Source organism: Cytobacillus dafuensis (genome assembly GCF_007995155.1).
Classification (GTDB): Bacteria; Bacillota; Bacilli; order Bacillales; family Cytobacillaceae; genus Cytobacillus; species Cytobacillus dafuensis.
In genome coordinates this window covers 850,273-868,302 of sequence record NZ_CP042593.1, presented here as the reverse complement: position 1 = coordinate 868,302, position 18,030 = coordinate 850,273, and the positions used below count along the sequence as shown (strand labels likewise).

General features: G+C 38.5%; 14 protein-coding genes. 6 read left to right on the top strand and 8 right to left on the bottom strand.

The features are described from left to right. Positions 1 to 2: 2 nt before the first annotated feature. Both FSZ17_RS04315 and FSZ17_RS04310 read right to left on the bottom strand, forming a co-directional pair. Positions 3 to 425: a Na(+)/H(+) antiporter subunit B gene (locus FSZ17_RS04315; RefSeq protein WP_057775842.1), complete on the bottom strand. Its 423-nt coding sequence runs from the start codon at positions 423 to 425 to the stop codon at positions 3 to 5. After that, positions 422 to 2,827 carry a Na+/H+ antiporter subunit A gene (locus FSZ17_RS04310; RefSeq protein WP_146846372.1) on the bottom strand — a complete coding sequence of 802 codons (2,406 nt, stop codon included), beginning with the start codon at positions 2,825 to 2,827 and terminating at the stop codon, positions 422 to 424. Before FSZ17_RS04310 ends, FSZ17_RS04315 begins: the two co-directional genes overlap by 4 nt. Before the next feature lie 138 nt (positions 2,828 to 2,965). Between FSZ17_RS04310 and FSZ17_RS04305 the strand changes: the two genes are divergently transcribed. Continuing rightward, positions 2,966 to 3,655, top strand: coding sequence for a universal stress protein (locus FSZ17_RS04305; protein ID WP_057775840.1), 690 nt, complete (start codon positions 2,966 to 2,968; stop codon positions 3,653 to 3,655). A gap of 56 nt (positions 3,656 to 3,711) precedes the next feature. Here the strand turns inward: FSZ17_RS04305 and FSZ17_RS04300 are convergent, their stop codons facing one another. Next, positions 3,712 to 4,275, bottom strand: coding sequence for a tyrosine-type recombinase/integrase (locus tag FSZ17_RS04300; RefSeq protein ID WP_057775839.1), 564 nt, complete (start codon positions 4,273 to 4,275; stop codon positions 3,712 to 3,714). A gap of 132 nt (positions 4,276 to 4,407) precedes the next feature. Beyond that, the gene (locus FSZ17_RS04295) at positions 4,408 to 7,122 is read right to left on the bottom strand and encodes a P-loop NTPase family protein (protein ID WP_057775838.1); all 2,715 of its coding nucleotides are present in this window, start codon (positions 7,120 to 7,122) and stop codon (positions 4,408 to 4,410) included. Positions 7,123 to 7,832: 710 nt separating this feature from the next. Between FSZ17_RS04295 and FSZ17_RS04290 the strand changes: the two genes are divergently transcribed. The 5 genes from FSZ17_RS04290 to FSZ17_RS04270 all read left to right on the top strand — a co-directional run bounded on the left by FSZ17_RS04290 (position 7,833) and on the right by FSZ17_RS04270 (position 13,151). Then, entirely contained in the window at positions 7,833 to 9,503 is a 1,671-nt protein-coding gene (locus tag FSZ17_RS04290; RefSeq protein WP_057775837.1) for a glutamine--tRNA ligase/YqeY domain fusion protein, read from the top strand. A gap of 33 nt (positions 9,504 to 9,536) precedes the next feature. Further along, a complete protein-coding gene (locus FSZ17_RS04285) occupies positions 9,537 to 9,887 on the top strand; it encodes an ASCH domain-containing protein (RefSeq protein WP_057775836.1) in 351 nt (116 codons plus the stop codon). A gap of 11 nt (positions 9,888 to 9,898) precedes the next feature. After that, positions 9,899 to 10,336 carry a DUF2269 family protein gene (locus FSZ17_RS04280; protein WP_057775835.1) on the top strand — a complete coding sequence of 146 codons (438 nt, stop codon included), beginning with the start codon at positions 9,899 to 9,901 and terminating at the stop codon, positions 10,334 to 10,336. Between the two features lie 240 nt (positions 10,337 to 10,576). After that, positions 10,577 to 12,106, top strand: a complete 1,530-nt coding sequence (locus tag FSZ17_RS04275; RefSeq protein ID WP_057775834.1) for a TerD family protein — start codon at positions 10,577 to 10,579, stop codon at positions 12,104 to 12,106. An 82-nt stretch (positions 12,107 to 12,188) separates the two neighbouring features. After that, the gene (locus FSZ17_RS04270; protein ID WP_057775833.1) at positions 12,189 to 13,151 is read left to right on the top strand and encodes a D-2-hydroxyacid dehydrogenase; all 963 of its coding nucleotides are present in this window, start codon (positions 12,189 to 12,191) and stop codon (positions 13,149 to 13,151) included. Between the two features lie 79 nt (positions 13,152 to 13,230). Here the strand turns inward: FSZ17_RS04270 and FSZ17_RS04265 are convergent, their stop codons facing one another. The 4 genes from FSZ17_RS04265 to FSZ17_RS04250 form a co-directional block, all read right to left on the bottom strand. After that, a complete protein-coding gene (locus FSZ17_RS04265; RefSeq protein ID WP_057775832.1) occupies positions 13,231 to 14,631 on the bottom strand; it encodes a M28 family peptidase in 1,401 nt (466 codons plus the stop codon). Positions 14,632 to 15,211: 580 nt separating this feature from the next. Further along, positions 15,212 to 15,772: an NAD(P)/FAD-dependent oxidoreductase gene (locus FSZ17_RS04260; protein ID WP_057775831.1), complete on the bottom strand. Its 561-nt coding sequence runs from the start codon at positions 15,770 to 15,772 to the stop codon at positions 15,212 to 15,214. 76 nt (positions 15,773 to 15,848) lie between these two features. Continuing rightward, positions 15,849 to 16,082: an excisionase family DNA-binding protein gene (locus FSZ17_RS04255; RefSeq protein ID WP_057775830.1), complete on the bottom strand. Its 234-nt coding sequence runs from the start codon at positions 16,080 to 16,082 to the stop codon at positions 15,849 to 15,851. Between the two features lie 416 nt (positions 16,083 to 16,498). Then, positions 16,499 to 17,932 carry an MFS transporter gene (locus FSZ17_RS04250; RefSeq protein ID WP_057775829.1) on the bottom strand — a complete coding sequence of 478 codons (1,434 nt, stop codon included), beginning with the start codon at positions 17,930 to 17,932 and terminating at the stop codon, positions 16,499 to 16,501. Between the last annotated feature and the right edge of the window lie 98 nt (positions 17,933 to 18,030).

Genomic DNA, 18,030 nt, shown 5'->3' with positions numbered 1-18,030 from the left:
TTCTATCCATCCTCACTTATACTTAGAATAATCGTGACAGCAGTCCCAATGACCGCTAATGCAACACCAATATCAAAAAGAACAGCAGTAGCAAGCTCTGTCTTTCCGAAAATAGGGAGATTAAAATAACCAAATGTTTGATTTAAAAACGGCTTATCGAAAAATAAAGAGCTTACTCCTGTAAGAACAGCAATCAGCACACCAAGGCCCGCCAGTTTTTTAAAATCAACTGGAATATTTTTGCGGACTGTTTCAATATCAAATGCAAGGTAGAGAAGAACTAACCCCGCTGCAACACTCAGTCCCCCAATAAATCCACCACCTGGATTATGATGCCCCCCTAAGAAAAGATAAATGGAAAAGGTTAGAATAACCACGATTGCTACTTTTGTCACTGAACGTAAAATCACATCGTTCGGGTTCATTCCTTCTCCCTCCCTGCTAATTGAAGTTTTATTAACGTGTAGACACCTAGACCTGCAATACATAAAACGAGAATTTCCAGCATCGTATCCAATCCACGAAAATCAACAAGAATAGCATTCACGATGTTTTTTGCACCTGCAAGGGTATAGGAATCCTCAAAGAAATGAGATATCGATGCAAAAAGCCTATGATTATTTGAGGCTAAAGCAAGAAGTGTGACGATTACACCCACTCCTATAGAAATAACCAAATTCGTAGCCTTGAACTTCACCCGGCTGATTTCCTTTCGTAACTCCGGTAAATGATAGAAGCAAAGCAAGAAAAGTGCAGCAGTCACTGTTTCAACTACAAGCTGAGTAAGAGCTAAATCAGGTGCCCGGAATATGACAAAGAATAGTGAAACAAGATAGCCTAATGCACCAAGGGCAATAATGGCTGTTAGTCTTGATTTCGACAAGAGGACAGTAAGGGCTGAGATTACCATTGCCACTATTATTCCTCCCTCATACACAGTGACGTCTGCATCATTTGAAATCGTAAAGGAAAACTCCTTAGACAGCCAAAGAGCACTGCCGAGAAGAAGAGTCATAAAGCCGAAAATATAGACTAAGTAATCACGGACATGCCCTGTCATATAACGATTTGTCACTTTTAATGAAATATTCTCTGTTCCCTCAATAGATTGGTTATATAAATGATTCAGCGATAATGCTTTAGGGAAGAAATTATAAAGAAACGACCAACGCTTCAGATACAGATACATAATGACACCGAAGCCTGCCACTCCTATTGTCATAAATAATTCTGTATTCCAGCCATGCCAAGGCTTGATTGTGACATCAAGCCCGCCTGTTTCAGCGAATCCAGGCAATATTGCTATTAATGCTGGCTGTAGAAAGTTCTTTGAAACGCCATTTGGGAAAAAGAAAATAATAATGACAAGTAAAGCTAAAATTATCGGAGGAATCAACATTCCGATCGGAGCTTCGTGAACCACTTTATCTAACTTCTCAGGACGATGCTTGCCTGTAAATGTTTTAAAAACAAGAATTAAACAATAAATAAAAGTAAAAACACTTGCAATCCAAGCAATCACTGGAATAAGCAGCCCAAACGTCTTCATCCCAAATACCGGATGCTCAGCTGCGGTTAATACACTTGTAAAAAACATCTCTTTACTCAAAAATCCATTAAATGGAGGAAGACCTGCCATCGCAAAGCTTCCAATAATAGTAAGCGTAAATGAAACTGGCATTAGGCTCATTAAGCCACCTAATTTTCGTATATCACGTGTCCCTGTTTCATGGTCAATGATTCCTACAACCATAAATAAGCTTCCCTTAAAGGTTGAGTGATTGATTAAATGGAACATAGCGGCTAATACAGCATAGGCATATACAGTTGACTCATCCCCATGTCCAAAATACATAGAAGCAGAACCTAATCCAAGAAGGCACATGATCAAGCCTAATTGACTAATGGTCGAATAAGCTAGCAATGCCTTTAAATCCTTCTGATTGACAGCGTTAATGGAGCCATATATTAATGTGATGATGCCCACACCTGAGACAATCCAAAACCATTCACTGCTGCCTCCAAAAATAGGTGTAAACCTAGCAACCAAATATATTCCAGCCTTTACCATTGTTGCTGAATGTAAATAGGCACTAATCGGAGTAGGTGCTTCCATCGCATAAGGAAGCCAAATACTAAACGGGAATTGGGCTGATTTTGTAAAAGCGCCAATCAGCAGTAAAATCATTGCAGGAAGAAATAATGAGTCCGCGGTAACTAAATCAACCTTGCTTAACATTTCACGAATACTATATGTATCCGTTATCATAGATAGCATAATGAGGCCTGCTAGCATTGCAAGTCCGCCAAATATCGTAATCAGCATTGATTTTTGCGCACCATAACGAGAATTTTTCCGTTGGTACCAATAGGCAATTAATAAAAATGAGGATATGCTTGTTAATTCCCAAAATACATATAAAACCAAAATATTATCAGAAAAAACAAGGCCGAGCATAGCGCCCATGAATAAAAGCATATATACATAAAAATTATGAAGTGCTTCACGATGCTTTGACATGTAGTAAATCGAATAGAGGACAACGAGTGTACCAACTCCGGTTATTAAAAGCCCAAATATAAGTGCTAACCCATCAATATTCGTTGTGATATTAATATTTAATGAAGGCATCCAAGGAACCGTTTGATAAATCGTACTACCATTTGCAATCGTGGGAATATACTGCAGCAGATATAGAAATACTGTTAGCGGGACAAGGATTACAAACCAGCCCGTATGTATTCGCGGTGAAACCAGTTTGTATATAAAAGGTGTAAAAACCGCAAATATAAAAGGTAAAAAGATCATGATATGAAATAAAGACACAATCATATCCCCTCCTTAACTTCACCCTTGTAATTATCTGAAATGGATTGACTGATGCAGAGGCATGATATATATTCAAACATAGTTTAATTGAATCTCCTTTCTTTTAAACGCCATCTAATTCGAGGTGAAATAAAAATGAAAAAAGTAAAAGGACGTATGGACGAAAGCATCCTCGTCTGTGTATACTATGGGCCAAATGGAGAACGCCTTATTCAGCGTGGCTGTAAAATTGCGAGCATGCTTGACTGCCCACTATATATATTGACCATTGATCCTTTGCCTTTTGATGAACTGGATGCAGAAAAATCGGATTATATTACTAGATGGAAGCAAATAGCCGAACATCATAGTATTGAGGAGTTTATTCTAAAAGATAATGAAAAGCGACCGGTCTCGAAAGTAATTGCAGAGGTTGCTCGTGAAAAACATATAACTCAAATCATATTAGGCCAGACTGCGCAGAGCCGGTGGGAACAAATAGCTAAGGGCTCCGTTATTAACTCCTTATTACGTGAAATTCCTTTTGTCGACTTGCATATCATTTCCGTTTCCCGTTCACTTAGAGATCAGGAGGGCCTTTTTGAAAAAGGTGTTCGTGCATACTTAATTAAAGATGGGGATTATTATCAGCTTAGCTTCAACCACACAAAAGAAGCTGAATTTGAGGGTATTTTCTTCAAAGAACATGGTACTGATTTTAATAATGGCGTATTCAAATTTATGAAAGACAAGGAAACGCTTCAAGTTGCCGTTACGGAAGACATTGTTAAGGATTTAAGAAATGTAAGAATGACGGAGCCAATTGATATAGATAATGAATCATAATAATAAATAATTATGTGACACTTCCAGCTGCAGCTTTTGTGACTGGAAGTGTTTTTTTATAAATTAACATCTACTTTTATTAATTGTTTATCATTTTTCTCGATCCCTATATAGTGCAACGTCTCCGCTTGCGTGTGATGATTATAAATGGACATCAAGATTGAAATCGCAATCCCTTTTGTATATGCGTGGTAACCAAAGGTTTTTCTTAGAGTGTGCATACCTATCTTTCCTGTAATCCCTACATCTTTTGCTGCCTGATTTATAATTCGGTAAGCCTGCTGTCGCGTAATCGGCAAATCATCCTTTCTTGACTTGAAAAGGTAATCATTATCTTTGTATTCGACACTTGCCAAATAATTTTCCAATGCAAATTTCACCTGGTCATTAATATAATGTGCTCTTTTCTCTTCATTATTAGCAGTCGAAAAATATAGGAAATCCTCTGCCTTTGTTCCATCCCAAATATCCTTTACCTTAAGACAAAGTAAATCATGAACCCTTATTCCCGTATTAATTCCAATTACAAATAACAGATAATCCCTTAATGATCGCTTCTGTAAGTTCTCTTTCATGGCCATTATTTTTTCAATGTCCTTAATGGGATCTACGAACTCCAAGGTATTTCCTCCTATAATCTAATGTTACATAAATATAAATTATCAAAAATTAAGTAACATTACAATCAAAAAGGCTTCACAAATTGGGCAAAAAAATACAACTTCTATTTAATAGAAGCTGCATTCTTACTATTATCTATATTGATAAGCACCTTCTCCTGCACTTGTCATCCACTCAATTTGGAGCAGTTTAAGCTGGAAAAGGGTTATTGGATCACGGTATGTTTCTGGGTTTGTTCTCATTTCCTTTAAGGATTCTTTATGATCTTCAATTTCCTTTAATGATTCGTCCATTGCCGCTTTTAACTCAGCTAATGGATGGCTAAAGAACATACTAACATCCCTGTCTAATGCCTTTTCGAATAATTCAAAGCCATGAAAAAATTGATTTGAAATCGAGTCTGCCACTTCACGATAATCTTCATTCTCGACAAATTGCTTATATTTGTTATGAAGCATTGCATTGTTTTGCTGAAGGGCACCTAATAGCTTTCCGGCACTTTTTAATAAAAACTGTGATGGTGAAAAGCGATTAAGAATATTTACTTTTTCTAGTTGAACACTTCCTCTTGTCATCCTGTCAGCATCACGACGCCAATCATCCAGCACTCTAAAATCACAAGCGAGAACTAATTTATCTTCTTCATATAAATCATTAAATCCTGTACTCATTTCATTCAGAAAACCCTGCCCTTGCTCAAATTCATTATTCGCTTCCACAATCCAATGATTGATGGCACGTTGAAATCTCGGCATGACTGCTTCTTCTATATGTTTAGAAATGCGATGATTCATTTCATCGTTGAGTTTAATATGAATCTTGGCAAAATCACTATCTTCCGTAATCAATTCTGAGCAGCTTCCCAAAATCCTCGGTATATCCTCCAAAAGCTCTTGCTTAATATCATCTTTGATTTTAGTAAAGGATCTTTTGATGATACGTGTCTTTTCTTCCTCTAGGTCGCTTAATTGGTGGGTTGCACCATTTATTTTTGTGACTAAATTTTCATTCCACTTAATCGATTCAATATATCCATTTTCGATCTCGACTCGTCTTTCTAATAGGTACTTTATTGTCTTACGTACATAATGCTGCACCTTTGCAATACGTTCCTCTTCAAGCTCCCGACTGTTATTCATTGCTTTTAAGAAACTTGCCAATGCATATTGATCATCACGCCCGGAGAAAGCAAAAACCTTGGACTTCGGAAAATAAGTGTTCACTCTAGAAACTGTATTATCAATTATTTCCTGTGTAAAATCGTTTGAATCCATACCATTTAATAAGAAATGGATAGGCAGATCGCTTGCCTGATCACGAATCTTAACAACAATTTCAAGCTCTTCCTCCGTAAAAGATGAATCAGGATTAAGAACAAATAATAGGCTGTCAGCAAGCTGCAAATATTGGAATGCATCATTCTTAAACCGGTTAAGACCTGTTATAGGAGGTGTATCAATAAAGGCTATTTCATTCTCACCCAAAAATGAAATTGGCTTTTTAGAGAGGATCATCGTCTGCGTAATGTTTTCAGCATCTGCGACGTCAGAAATGACTCTGATCCCCTCATCAGTAATTTCCTTCATTTCTATAAAATCATCATCCTTGAACATAACAGTGGATGAAATAGATTCGTTTACTACTTTTTCCTCAAGCACGGCGTTAATAAAGTTTGACTTACTGTTGCCGGCTACCCCTGTAATTAATACATGTGAAGCACGGAGATCAAGTAGTTCATGTACCATCCATTCGAACCTTTTCCCAATCTCAATTCCATTCAATTTCGCCCAAGAAAGAACAGACTCGAACAGTTTGAACCCATCATCTAACCCACCATGATAACGAGTGGATCTGTTAACCATGTTCTCAACCGTATTAAGCGTTGATGGATCAATGCTGTTAGTAAAAATTTCACTCCAAGCTAGCGTTGAAGCTGCAGTAATGAGTGCATGCTTTGAATCCGTGATTTTCACCCAGTTCGTTAAATGATTCGGAATAAGGTGAGCCAGCTCCCTAATCAAATACTTCCCATTAATGAAGTCAAAATATGAATCATAATAAAGGGCAGATAGATCCCGCCAAGTATGATCGTTTCCGCTCTCTAGATGCAATAGAATATGATTAAACTCCTTGATCCAGGAAATATATAAGTCTCCATTTCTATAATTGTTCCAAAATGCTCCGGACAGACGTTCGAACCTAGCCAAGTCTAGCTTGAATAATTCAACTAGAGCTTCATTAAAATAATTCGGTTCTGTCTTTTTCGTTCTTTCCTGCTCAACATATGACAGTAGAGTGTCAAACCATGCTATGTCACCTGTTCGTACAGATTCGTTCACCGCAAGCTCAATGGCGTTCTTCCAATCTTGATGCTCTTCAAAGAACTCCTTAGCAATCTCTGTCACATTACGATAGTCCGGATTGAAATAAACAGCTTCCTTAATCCTTTCTACAGCTAAGTCCAGCTTTCCTCGTGCAACATAAATTCTAAACAATTGGAGCAGAACTTCTGTTTTCAGCACGTCTGAGTCTGTTTGAATTGATTTATAAATATCTTCCGCCGTTGAAAGCTGTGCCAGCTCAAAATAGGCATCGGCCATATTCTTCTTTGCCCAAGGTTCTAATTCATTGGTTATATTCTCCCACTTGAATATAGCCGCTTCATAATCTCTATTATGAAAGTATACCTCACCTTGAGCAAAGCGGATAAAGCTCAGCTCTGATACCTCTTCCTGCTGCTCATCCATATACATATTTCCAAGAATCTGAATCGGATGCACATGATCGATTCCCTCTATCAATGTTTCATAATACCTTTTACTAATAAATTTTTTATCTATTGTCATCTTGCTACCCCCCGCTAAAAAAATCCATTCAAATAAGACGGTTAGAAATTTAGTCTTTCGAACAACCCTATCCTTGGCTAATCGGTAAGTCTAAGTTTGGTGAATCCCACGTCTTTCTAATACTTTAAGAAAGTATAAATTGCCAGCGCAGAAGATGATCCGACGCAGTTGTTGATTTTAGTAATTAAGTACGACGGACATGATGTCCTAATAAGGAAAGCTTCGTCAGAGATACATCGCACGACCAAAAGAGAAGCTTTTGGGAGGACGTGGCATATATGAGCGCGATGTGCAACTACGCCTCTGTCTTCGCCCTTCCAAGGCTCGCTAATCGGCGAGTTTACTTTATATTTTAACAAAATATGATTTGCAATAAATTTCATTTTTGATACATTATTGTATTCCTGCGTAATATTTTTAATAATAGGCTACAGTCCTTGATCCTATTCTACTTAATTTCCCATCCTTTACACAATGAAACTACCTCATAGTAAATATTACGTCTGCTCTCCGATATTTTTGTCAGCTAATTGGAGTGTTTAATTCTTAAGCAAAAGATCGCGTAAATAATACGAAGGAATTGGCTGTAAGATCCTGGGGAACGCCAAGTTTTTCTAACAGAAAAGCAATTCATTTGATAAATTGATTTATCTGGGTAATATCAGTAAAATAAGAAATAACTACTTATTATAAGAAAGGCTGATACCGGTTTGGAACACAACTCATCAAATTTTATTAAAAATATTATGATCGCCGATTTGGATTCTGGTAAGCACAAAAATATTATTACACGCTTCCCTCCCGAACCGAACGGGTATCTTCATATCGGTCATGCTAAATCAATCATCACGAATTTTGGGCTTGCTGATGAATTTAACGGAAAAACAAATTTACGATTCGATGATACGAACCCATTGAAGGAAGATCAGGAATTTGTTGATTCCATTATGGAAGATGTAAAGTGGCTCGGCTATGAATGGGAAGAGCTCCGGTTCGCATCTAACTATTTCGAGGAAATGTACGAACGCGCTGTGCTATTAATTAAAAAAGGAAAAGCGTATGTCGATGAATTAACACCTGATGAAATTAGAGAATATCGCGGTACATTGACAGAGCCAGGTAAGGAGAGCCCTTATCGCAATCGTTCTGTTGAAGAAAATTTAAATTTATTCGAACAGATGCGCAATGGTGAATTCGAAAATGGCAGTAAAGTGCTTCGTGCCAAAATCGATATGTCCTCACCAAACTTAAATATGCGCGATCCTGTTATTTATCGCATTTCCCATGCGAGCCATCATAACACAGGAGATAAATGGTGCATTTATCCAATGTACGCCTTCGCTCATCCGCTTGAAGATGCAATTGAAGACGTAACACATTCGATTTGTACGACTGAATTCGAGGATCAGCGCCCATTATATAACTGGGTCATTGAAGAATGTGAAATGGAAAGCAAGCCTCAGCAAATTGAATTTGGCCGCCTTAACATTACGAATACGGTTATGAGTAAACGTAAATTAAAGCAGTTAGTTGAAGAAGGCTTTGTCGATGGCTGGGATGACCCGCGCATGCCAACCATTTCTGGTTTAAGAAGGAAAGGCTTTACACCAGGTGCTATACGTGAATTCGTGATAGCAACAGGGATTTCAAAGGGATACGGTGCGGTTGATGAGGCAATGCTTGATCACTTTGTAAGAGAAGATTTAAAGCTTACTGCTCCAAGGACTATGGGGATACTAAATCCGCTTAAAGTGGTCATTACCAATTATCCAGAAGATCAAGTGGAAATGCTTGATGCGGAAATCAATCCTGAAAATCCAGAAATGGGGATGCGCCAAATTCCGTTCTCGCGTGAAATTTACATTGAGCAGGACGACTTTATGGAAGACCCGCCGAAGAAGTATTTCCGACTCTTCCCTGGTAACGAAGTGCGTTTAAAGCATGCTTATTTCATAAAATGCAATGAGGTCATTAAAGATGAAAACGGCCAGGTTATCGAGATTCATTGCACATATGATCCAGAAACAAAGAGCGGAACAGGATTTACTGGCCGTAAAGTAAAGGGAACTCTTCACTGGGTTGATGCGAAAAATGCCATACCTGCTGAGTTTCGTTTGTATGAGCCTTTAATCCTTGATTCAGAATTAGAAGCTGAAAATGAAGATGAAGGTTCTGAAAACAAAACCTTCCTTGATTATGTAAATCCAAACTCACTTGAAATTGTTCATGGCTTTATTGAGCCTAATATGAAGGGTAGCAAGCCTCAGGACAAATTCCAATTTTTCCGTCACGGCTATTTTAATATTGATCCAAAGCACTCTACAGATGAAAAACTAGTTTTTAATCGTATTGTGTCGCTAAAAAGTTCATTCAAGCTGTAATATAATTCCAATTACTATAAGGAGGAATACAAAATGTCTAATCAGCATGATAATCATTCTCTACCACCAAAAACCTGTACGATCGAACGTCTCGTAACCGTCCCTGCAGATGTTGAAAAAGTACTTTCAGGACAAAAAACAGCTACCCGCCGGAACGGTCGCTATGCCGACATTGGTGAAATCATGGATCTTCAAGGCCATAAATTTGTCGTTGAAAAGGTTTATTCACAGTCACTGGGTGAATTAACGGATGAACATGCAAAGCAGGAAGGCTTTGAAACGGTTGAAGAGTATAAAGAGTCTATTTTATCCTATCACCCAGGTATGCCGTGGCTGCCGCAAATGAGAGTATGGGTGCATGAGTTCCGTCCAGTATCGGACTAAATTAGCTTTTCATGGACTTTTACCGCTTGATTCTGTACATCCATGTAGGAAGTGCTATTTTATCGATTGGTCCGTTTGTTGTATTAATCCCAATTGCAAAAAAATTGCATGAAGCTGAACACGAGGTTCAGCAGGCCTATCTGAATATTTTCCGATCTTCTGTCCGGCTTGTTAAACATGCCGGACATGTCCTTGTTGTAAGCGGTGCCTTACTCATTGCCATGGGGCATTGGACGTGGAAAACATCTTGGATTATCGCTACCTTAGCCGTTATGTTTGGTTCAGTATTCTTTCTAGCACGAGCGTTTACTCCAACCATTCGAAAGTTTCATGAGCCAGGACAAGATCAGACACAACTCATAAAAAAGCTCTCATGGTCAACCTGGCTCTATCTTATTCTTCTAATGGTTATGCTCTGGTTCATGGTTGTCAAACCCGTTCTCTGGTAAAGCAATCTATTTAAATGACATAGCATTCTAACTCTCAGAATGCACAACATAGCTATACTTATACAGATAGTCAGTCTCACAAGGAGTCTGGCTATTTTTAATAGGTTATTATTTTCCTTTTGATTCCATTGTGCTTTATAATAGATATGGAAATAAGAGAAGAAAAAAATTTTAGTCAGATTATTTTTTATAAAATTTATAATACTCTAAAATCTTTTATATCGAATGGAGTGAATATTTGTGGGTGTAACTTTACGTAAAGGTCAAAAAGTGGATTTAACTAAGTCTCATCCAGGTTTAGAGGTTGTGGTCGCTGGGTTGGGATGGGATGTTAGCCAAAGCCATTCTCAATATGATCTCGATGCCTCTGCCTTTTTAATTGGCCCCTCAGGCAAAGTACAAAGTGATTTGGACTTTGTATTCTACAATAATCCTTCTGGCGGGAACGGATCGATTATTTATACCGGGGATAATCGAACAGGGGCTGGGGCTAGAGATGATGAGCAAATTAGAATCGATTTGAATAAAGTTCCTCCTTCTATTCATCGAATCGCTTTTACGATTACCATCCATGATGCGCATTTAAAACAGCAAAATTTCGGACAAGTTTCTAATGCCTATGTAAGAATTTTTAACGCACTTACGAATGAGGAATTAATTCGCTTTGACCTTGGGCGCGATTTCACTGTGGAAACTGCCATTGTGGCTGCTGAGCTGTACCGGCATAATGGTGAATGGAAATTCAATGCAATAGCGAGCGGCTTCCAAGGAGGTTTAGGAGCTCTGTGCAGAAATTTCGGCGTACATATTGATGATGAACCTGCACCTTCACAATCAGCATTCCAATCGAACACGAACTTCGGAGGCTCACAGTCTTCACAATCTAATAGTTCATACTTAGGACAACAGAATTCATCCTATAATCAACCAAGTTTTGGTCATTCTCAACAACCGAATAACCAATATGGATATGGACAATCACAGCAGCATCAATCAAGCTTCAATCAAAGTGGATTCGGACACAGTAGTCAACCAAATACATCCTATAATCAGCCCAGCTTCGGTCAGCAAGTAAGTCACTCTGGCTATAACCAGCCTTCCTATGGCCAGCCCAACTCCTCCTCTCAATCATATGGAGGAGACAATATTCTTTGCACTCGCTGCGGTTCTTCTAATGTACGGACAGGTCAAAAAGGCTTTGGACTTGGAAAAGCAGCGATTGGCGGGCTTATTCTTGGACCTGTTGGCTTACTGGGTGGTTTTATTGGTAAAAACCAGCTCAAATTTAATTGTAACAACTGCCAAAATACATGGTCCCCAAACCAAACAGATTATGCACAATGGGCAAATCAACAAAAAAGAAAAGCACAGGAAATATTTGCCCGCTATAAAAGTCAAGATGTGATGGATGCAGTAGTTGCCGCTTGTGCACTCGTTTCACTAGCAGATGGAAGACTTGACCAAACGGAACGTCAAAAAATGATGGAGTTTGTCAATCAAAGTGAGGAATTACGCGTTTTTGATTCGAACAAAGTCATCCAGCAATTTAACTACTTTGTCCAAAAAATCGAACGTGATGCAATCATCGGACGTGCAGAGGCGTTTAAAGCGTTAGGTCGAGTTCGATCAAAACCAGAAATCGCTCGCTTAGTTGCACGCTATTGTATCGCACTTGGCTATGCAGACGGGCAATTTGATCCTAGTGAAAAAGAAATAGTAGCACAAATTTGTTTAGAATTAGGCTTGAATCCGAATGAATTTTTATCATAAGATTAAACATCCAAAGTTTAAAGTGGAAGTTCCTTATTGGATCTTCCCTTTTTTGCTATGATATTGAAAAGGGGGAATCTTAGTGGATAAAAGAAAGCTAGTCGTTACCCAAAATCTTGATCAAAATCTTATTGCATCAATAAAAGAAATTGCCCCAGATTGGGAGCTTATAATTGGAAAAGATAAAACAGTTTGGCAAGATCACTTAAAAGAAGCTGAAATCATTGCTGGCTGGAAGAAGGATTTAGGAGAATATGTGTTAAACAATGAATCAAAGCTGCGCTGGGTCCAAACATGGTCTGCCGGAATAAATAGCATGCCTTTAGAAAAATTGAATTCACGCCATGTACAATTAACATCAGCAAATGGTGTTCATTCATTCCCTATATCGGAAACGATCTTTGCACTTATGCTTGGACTTACAAGAAAAATAAATACATATGTTAAAAATCAACAATCTAGAAAATGGCATCATTCTGGATTAAGGCTTGAACTTCATGGAAAAACAATGGGGCTTTTTGGCGTAGGTGCTATTGGTAAGGAAACAGCAAAAATTGCAAAGGCTTTTGGAATGAATGTTTTAGGCTTCCGTCGTTCTGGCCAGCCTGAAGAAAATGTTGACACGATGTATAAGCTTGATCAGATGAACGATGTATTGCCTGTATGTGACTATGTTGTCGTAACCCTTCCACTTACGAAGGAAACCAAACTTTTATTTGGCAAAGAACAATTTAATTTAATGAAACCATCTTCCTTCTTCATTAACATCGCCCGCGGCGACATTATTGTGGAAGCTGACCTTATCGAGGCACTGAAGGAAGAAAAAATCGCTGGCGCAGGCTTGGATGTATTTGAAAAGGAACCGCTTGGGGAAAACAGCCCATTATGGGAGCTTGAAAATGTGATTATCACGCCTCATACAGCCGGGTCAACTGAACATTATAATAATCGTGTCATTGAAGATATTTTTATTCCAAATTTAAAGAGCTATCTTAAAGGAGAGAAGCTTCCGATTAATTTAGTTGATTATGTTAAAGGCTATTAACTAAATAATCCCCTTTCTATTAAGGCACAGAAAAAGCTAGTCCCCTTCCTGTTCAGGGGACTAGCTTAAAAAATTCTCTTTATCTTACATCCTTTTCATGGTATTGATCAATATCCGCTTTTACCTTTGGTGCTTTCTTTGGTTTTGGACCCATATTGTCAAAGCGTGCTAGGTCATAGACTGCTGCTCCGACAATCTCAGCTACATCCTGAAGCTTTTCTTTGCTGATTTTATCAATCGAATCCTCTGGAGTGTGATACCAAGGCTCTGTAGGGCTGTGGATAAATAATGCAGCAGGGATTCCTGCTTCTGCAAATGGAACATGGTCACTGCGTCCACCTTGACCGTACGGTGTTGCTGACCCATTTAATCTTGTACTAGATGCTTGTGAAAGCTCTGTAACAAGATTTGGTTTTCCATCAAGTGTTAACAATACGAGATCTCCCGCATCCTTGCTTCCGACCATATCTAAATTGAAATTAGCAATTGTGCGCTCTTTTTCGTCCTCTGATATATTTTTAACATAATAGTTGGACCCAAGTAATCCTAGCTCTTCAGCACCAAATGTTATAAATCGGATTTCTGTATCAGTTGGCACATCCTTAAAGACACGTGCAAGCTCGAGCGTCGTTGCTGTTCCAGATGCATCATCATTTGCCCCTGGTGCTCCTGCAACAGAATCATGGTGAGAGCCCACTACGATAATCTTATTCGTGTCTTTCTGTTTATTTGTAGGTTTTTTTGTTGCAATGACATTATGAGAGGTGCTTTCTCCTGCTCGAGCTCCCTCAATTTTTAAGGAGGCCTGTAATGTTTTGCCACCGTTTAGTTGAGCCAAAAGGGCGTCACCCTCTGATTTCGTCAATGCAACAGCAGGAACATATTTATCATTCGCTTCTCCAAGTGTCCCATTTACGGCTCCACTTGTATTATTAAAGATAATGACCCCTACTGCACCTTTTTCAGCGGCATTTAAAACTTTCTCTCCAAAACTAATATCTCCACGTTTAATCATTGCAATTTTTCCAGTGAGATTTTGATTGGCGAGCTCTTCTTTTTTGCCTAAGCCAGCATAAACAAGCTCACCTGATACGTTTCCACTAACGGAATATGTAAAGGAGCTTGGCTTTAGTTCACCGTTATATCCTGCAACGTCCAAATCAATTGTATGTGGAGGAGTATATCCATAAAACGTAAATGGCTGAATATCTACTTCATAGCCATAGGATTCAAATTGATCTTTAATATACTTTACAGCTAGATTCTCTGCTTCTGTCCCAGCTACACGCGGTGTTTTCGATAGATAATCAATATTATTGAAAATGTTTTCTGCATTAATCTTCTTAATTACCTTATGATCGAATACTTTTACTGGCTGATTTTGCATAACTTCTACTGGCTTTGCTAATGCAGCATGAGTGCCGATTGCTCCAAATGCTAAAGTAGATGCAAGTGCGATTGATAAAATTGGTTTTTTCATAGAAATCCTCCTACCATAGGTTTATATTACTAATGATAGATTATTGCAAATATTCAGATAAGTGTATTTACTACTAGATAACGGTAGGACTTAATTTCTATTTTTTTCTACTAATGAATAAATTAGGATAAAGAGCATAGGTAATAAAACATAAGCCTTTGTTTTTCTTATGCGATCCTATTAGCAGATATTTAATTGAAAACACACTTCACTTTAGCACGTTAATAAACTTAAACTTTCCTATTAGCCACGAAAAAGCCACCCTCTACCATTTTTAAATAAGAGGATGGCTCATTCTGTTTATTTTACTTTATCGCAGATTAACGGGCAGTAAGACCCCCACTTCAAGATTGCGAGAGAATCAAAGAAACCTAAGTGGGGGATCAACTGCCCGTAAAGGCCCATAAAATGAACACAGACTAAAAGCGCCACATCGTGTGGCAACGTCTGCGTGACCCACTTCCTGTGGGCCGCAACTAACCATCAGTGGGGGATGAAAGCCGACTAAGAACGCCACGTCCTATGGCAACGTCGGCTCTAGCACGTCCTGTGCGTCGAAAAACCCCCACTAATGGAAGTTTCACTTTATCATATCATGGTCAACGTAGCGCTCACCATTTAGCTCGCTTATCACATTAATGGCAACCTTTGCTCCGTCCCCTGCTGTGATGATCGTGTGCATACTAACTCCTGCAACGGTACCTGCTGCCCATATTCCATCAATATTTGTTTTACCGTTTGCATCGACATCTAAAATTGTTTTAATACGCGGCTCAGTTCCTGGCTTTGTATGTAAACCTACTTTTTCAGCGAGGTCTGTTAACATTCCTGTTGCCACAATGATGTGCTTTGTTTCAAAGTTCTGATCAGCTGTTTGGATAGTAAAACCCGTTTCCGCCTTTTCAATATTTTCAACTGTCGCTTCTACAAGCTCAGCACCAAATTTAGCAGCTTGTTTTTTTCCTATCTCTACTAATTCCGGACCAGAAATCTCCATTACTCCGTAGTGATTTTCTAACCATGCACGCTTCGTTACACTTTTATCATTATCAATGACTAATACCTTTTTACCAGCTTTAGCAGCAAATAAAGCCGCACTTCCCCCTGCTGGACCTATTCCGATAATCGTAATATCATACATTTACAATTCCTCCTTTTTTCTCTTAATATTTTAAGATTAGCTGAAAAAAAGCTGACTGTAAAATTTTGTGATTTTACTAGTCTTCATCTTTAATGTCTCTATCCTCTGGAATTGGCTCATTCGCCATTTCCTCCACTAATTTTTTATATTTCTCAAGCTGTTCAAAATGTGTTTTGAACTGATCTTTGGAAATCAAAACGACACCATCACCATCATGCAAAACTCGAATTTTTCCTTGTAAAATTAAATTTTCCACATATGCTACAGACACAGATAAATAATCGGCTGTTTCTTCTACTGTTAAATACACTATTTACTTCACTCCTACCAATATCTTTATACTTTATATAGCCTATTTTAGCTTATTTTAGCAGGAGTTTCTTTATTTCTTCTTTTCTAGTTTATGTCCTATTGTCATATTCACCCCTCTACTAAAAAAATATTACAGTTGTTCCAGTATGCAACTTTAGCTGAACAAGCACATGCTCATTTCTAAGGTAAATGAAAAAATAATTACTCTTAAATTTATTTTGATATCTAGAAACTAAAAAGCACCCCGAAGGATGCTAACATTTAAGAAAGACAAAAACTGTACTTGATACATAAAAAGGGAGCTTGTTTTGATTAATCTTTTTTCAGAACATGCTCTTTCTATTACATAATATTAAGATTATTAGTGTTAATTAGATAAACTTTATACCAAAGCTACATCCAACCCACTAAAGATTAAAAGCTTGATTCAGTTACAGCTGCTGGCTCTTTCTGTCCTTTTCCTTTCATAACCATGGCATCAATCTCTTCGATTGATCTTTTATTTGTTTCATGTCCAAATAAAAACAGGATTCCACCTATAATGACTAGTGATCCTAAAAAAATGAATGCCGGTACAACCGCATCAATCGTAGCTTTAGGTGAGACCACATTCGTAGCGCCTGCAATGAGTGCAAGACCCAACGGACCAATAATCTTCCCCAGTCCTCCAAATCCATAGGCTGAACCCATCCCAGTCGCCCTGATATGGGAAGGCCAAACCTCAGAGCTGTATGGACCGACGATCGTGAATGCCCCATCGATAAAGAAATAAGTAGCAATCAGAAGTAACCACATGACTGATGTACCTCCGATAAATGAGCTATGAAATATCCCAGCCAAAATCGTTAATATTCCTCCTGCAACACAAGTGATAAAACCCGTAGCCTTTCGTCCCAGCCATTCAGAGATAAATGAAAAGAACCATCTGCCTACAAATCCGCCCAAAGAGACAAAAATATACATTTTGGCGGCTTCAGTCGGACTCAATTTAAGAACCAACGCCAGTATAGCCGGACCCCATAATCCGATGCCATAGTAAGCGGTTTGGCTTCCAAGGTTGACTCCCCATGAGACGATTAAACTTCTCGGGTATTTAAACACATCCAAAAAGCGTGTTTTGGATTTTGTTTTTAAACTTATCGGTTTTGAATTATGGAGTGTTTTTTTGTCCTGTTCGTCCAGATAGGTAAATCTGCTGACCGTTTTTATGGCTTCATCATATTTTCCCCTAGATAGGAGCCATCTCGGTGATTCCGGTACCCAGGAAATCCGGATAAATATCACGAGAAGTGCCGGAAGCAAAGTGAGTAAAAAAAGTCCCCGCCAGCCCACGATGTCGGATAAATATCCAGCCGATAAGCTTCCCATCAATGAACCGATGGGAATAAAAGCGGTTACAATGCCACTGATTCTACCCCGATAACGAGAAGGTACAACCTCTTGAATAAGTGTTAAACTTACCGAATAAAGCCCACCAACACCAAAGCCCACAATAAAGCGAAACAGTGTAAGGTATCCCCACCAGCCTTCCGGTGTAAAGTACATGGCACCACTAGCCAAAGAGAAGGTTAAAATCGTTATGATCATAATATTTCGCCTTCCGAACCGGTCTGCCAGCATCCCAAAGACAAAGGATCCAAGCATTGCCCCAATCCCTGCTGAAAGGAGAATAATCGAGCTTTCCAGGTAATTCAATTTCCAAGGGACAATGATAAAGGCCAGTACAAAGCCCATAATAAAGTAATCAAAAAATTCAAGCATATCACCTAGAACGGCTGCAAAAATCATCTTAAAGTGATTTCGGTTTAATCTTGCCTGATCTAACTTTGCTAAAATAGATGAATACATGGCTTTCCTCCTCGCAAAAGTGGTCACTCCAAATTCACTTCCGAAGAAAAAGTGAGCATAAGAGGGGATGAATCATCCTTATGAGGCTTTTTTATTCA

Coding starts and splice junctions, on each gene's coding strand:
- FSZ17_RS04315 (WP_057775842.1), bottom strand. CDS start 425: ATGAACCCGAACGATGTGATTTTACGTTCAGTGACAAAAGTAGCAATC.
- FSZ17_RS04305 (WP_057775840.1), top strand. CDS start 2,966: ATGAAAAAAGTAAAAGGACGTATGGACGAAAGCATCCTCGTCTGTGTA.
- FSZ17_RS04295 (WP_057775838.1), bottom strand. CDS start 7,122: ATGACAATAGATAAAAAATTTATTAGTAAAAGGTATTATGAAACATTG.
- FSZ17_RS04285 (WP_057775836.1), top strand. CDS start 9,537: ATGTCTAATCAGCATGATAATCATTCTCTACCACCAAAAACCTGTACG.
- FSZ17_RS04280 (WP_057775835.1), top strand. CDS start 9,899: ATGGACTTTTACCGCTTGATTCTGTACATCCATGTAGGAAGTGCTATT.
- FSZ17_RS04265 (WP_057775832.1), bottom strand. CDS start 14,631: ATGAAAAAACCAATTTTATCAATCGCACTTGCATCTACTTTAGCATTT.
- FSZ17_RS04260 (WP_057775831.1), bottom strand. CDS start 15,772: ATGTATGATATTACGATTATCGGAATAGGTCCAGCAGGGGGAAGTGCG.
- FSZ17_RS04250 (WP_057775829.1), bottom strand. CDS start 17,932: ATGTATTCATCTATTTTAGCAAAGTTAGATCAGGCAAGATTAAACCGA.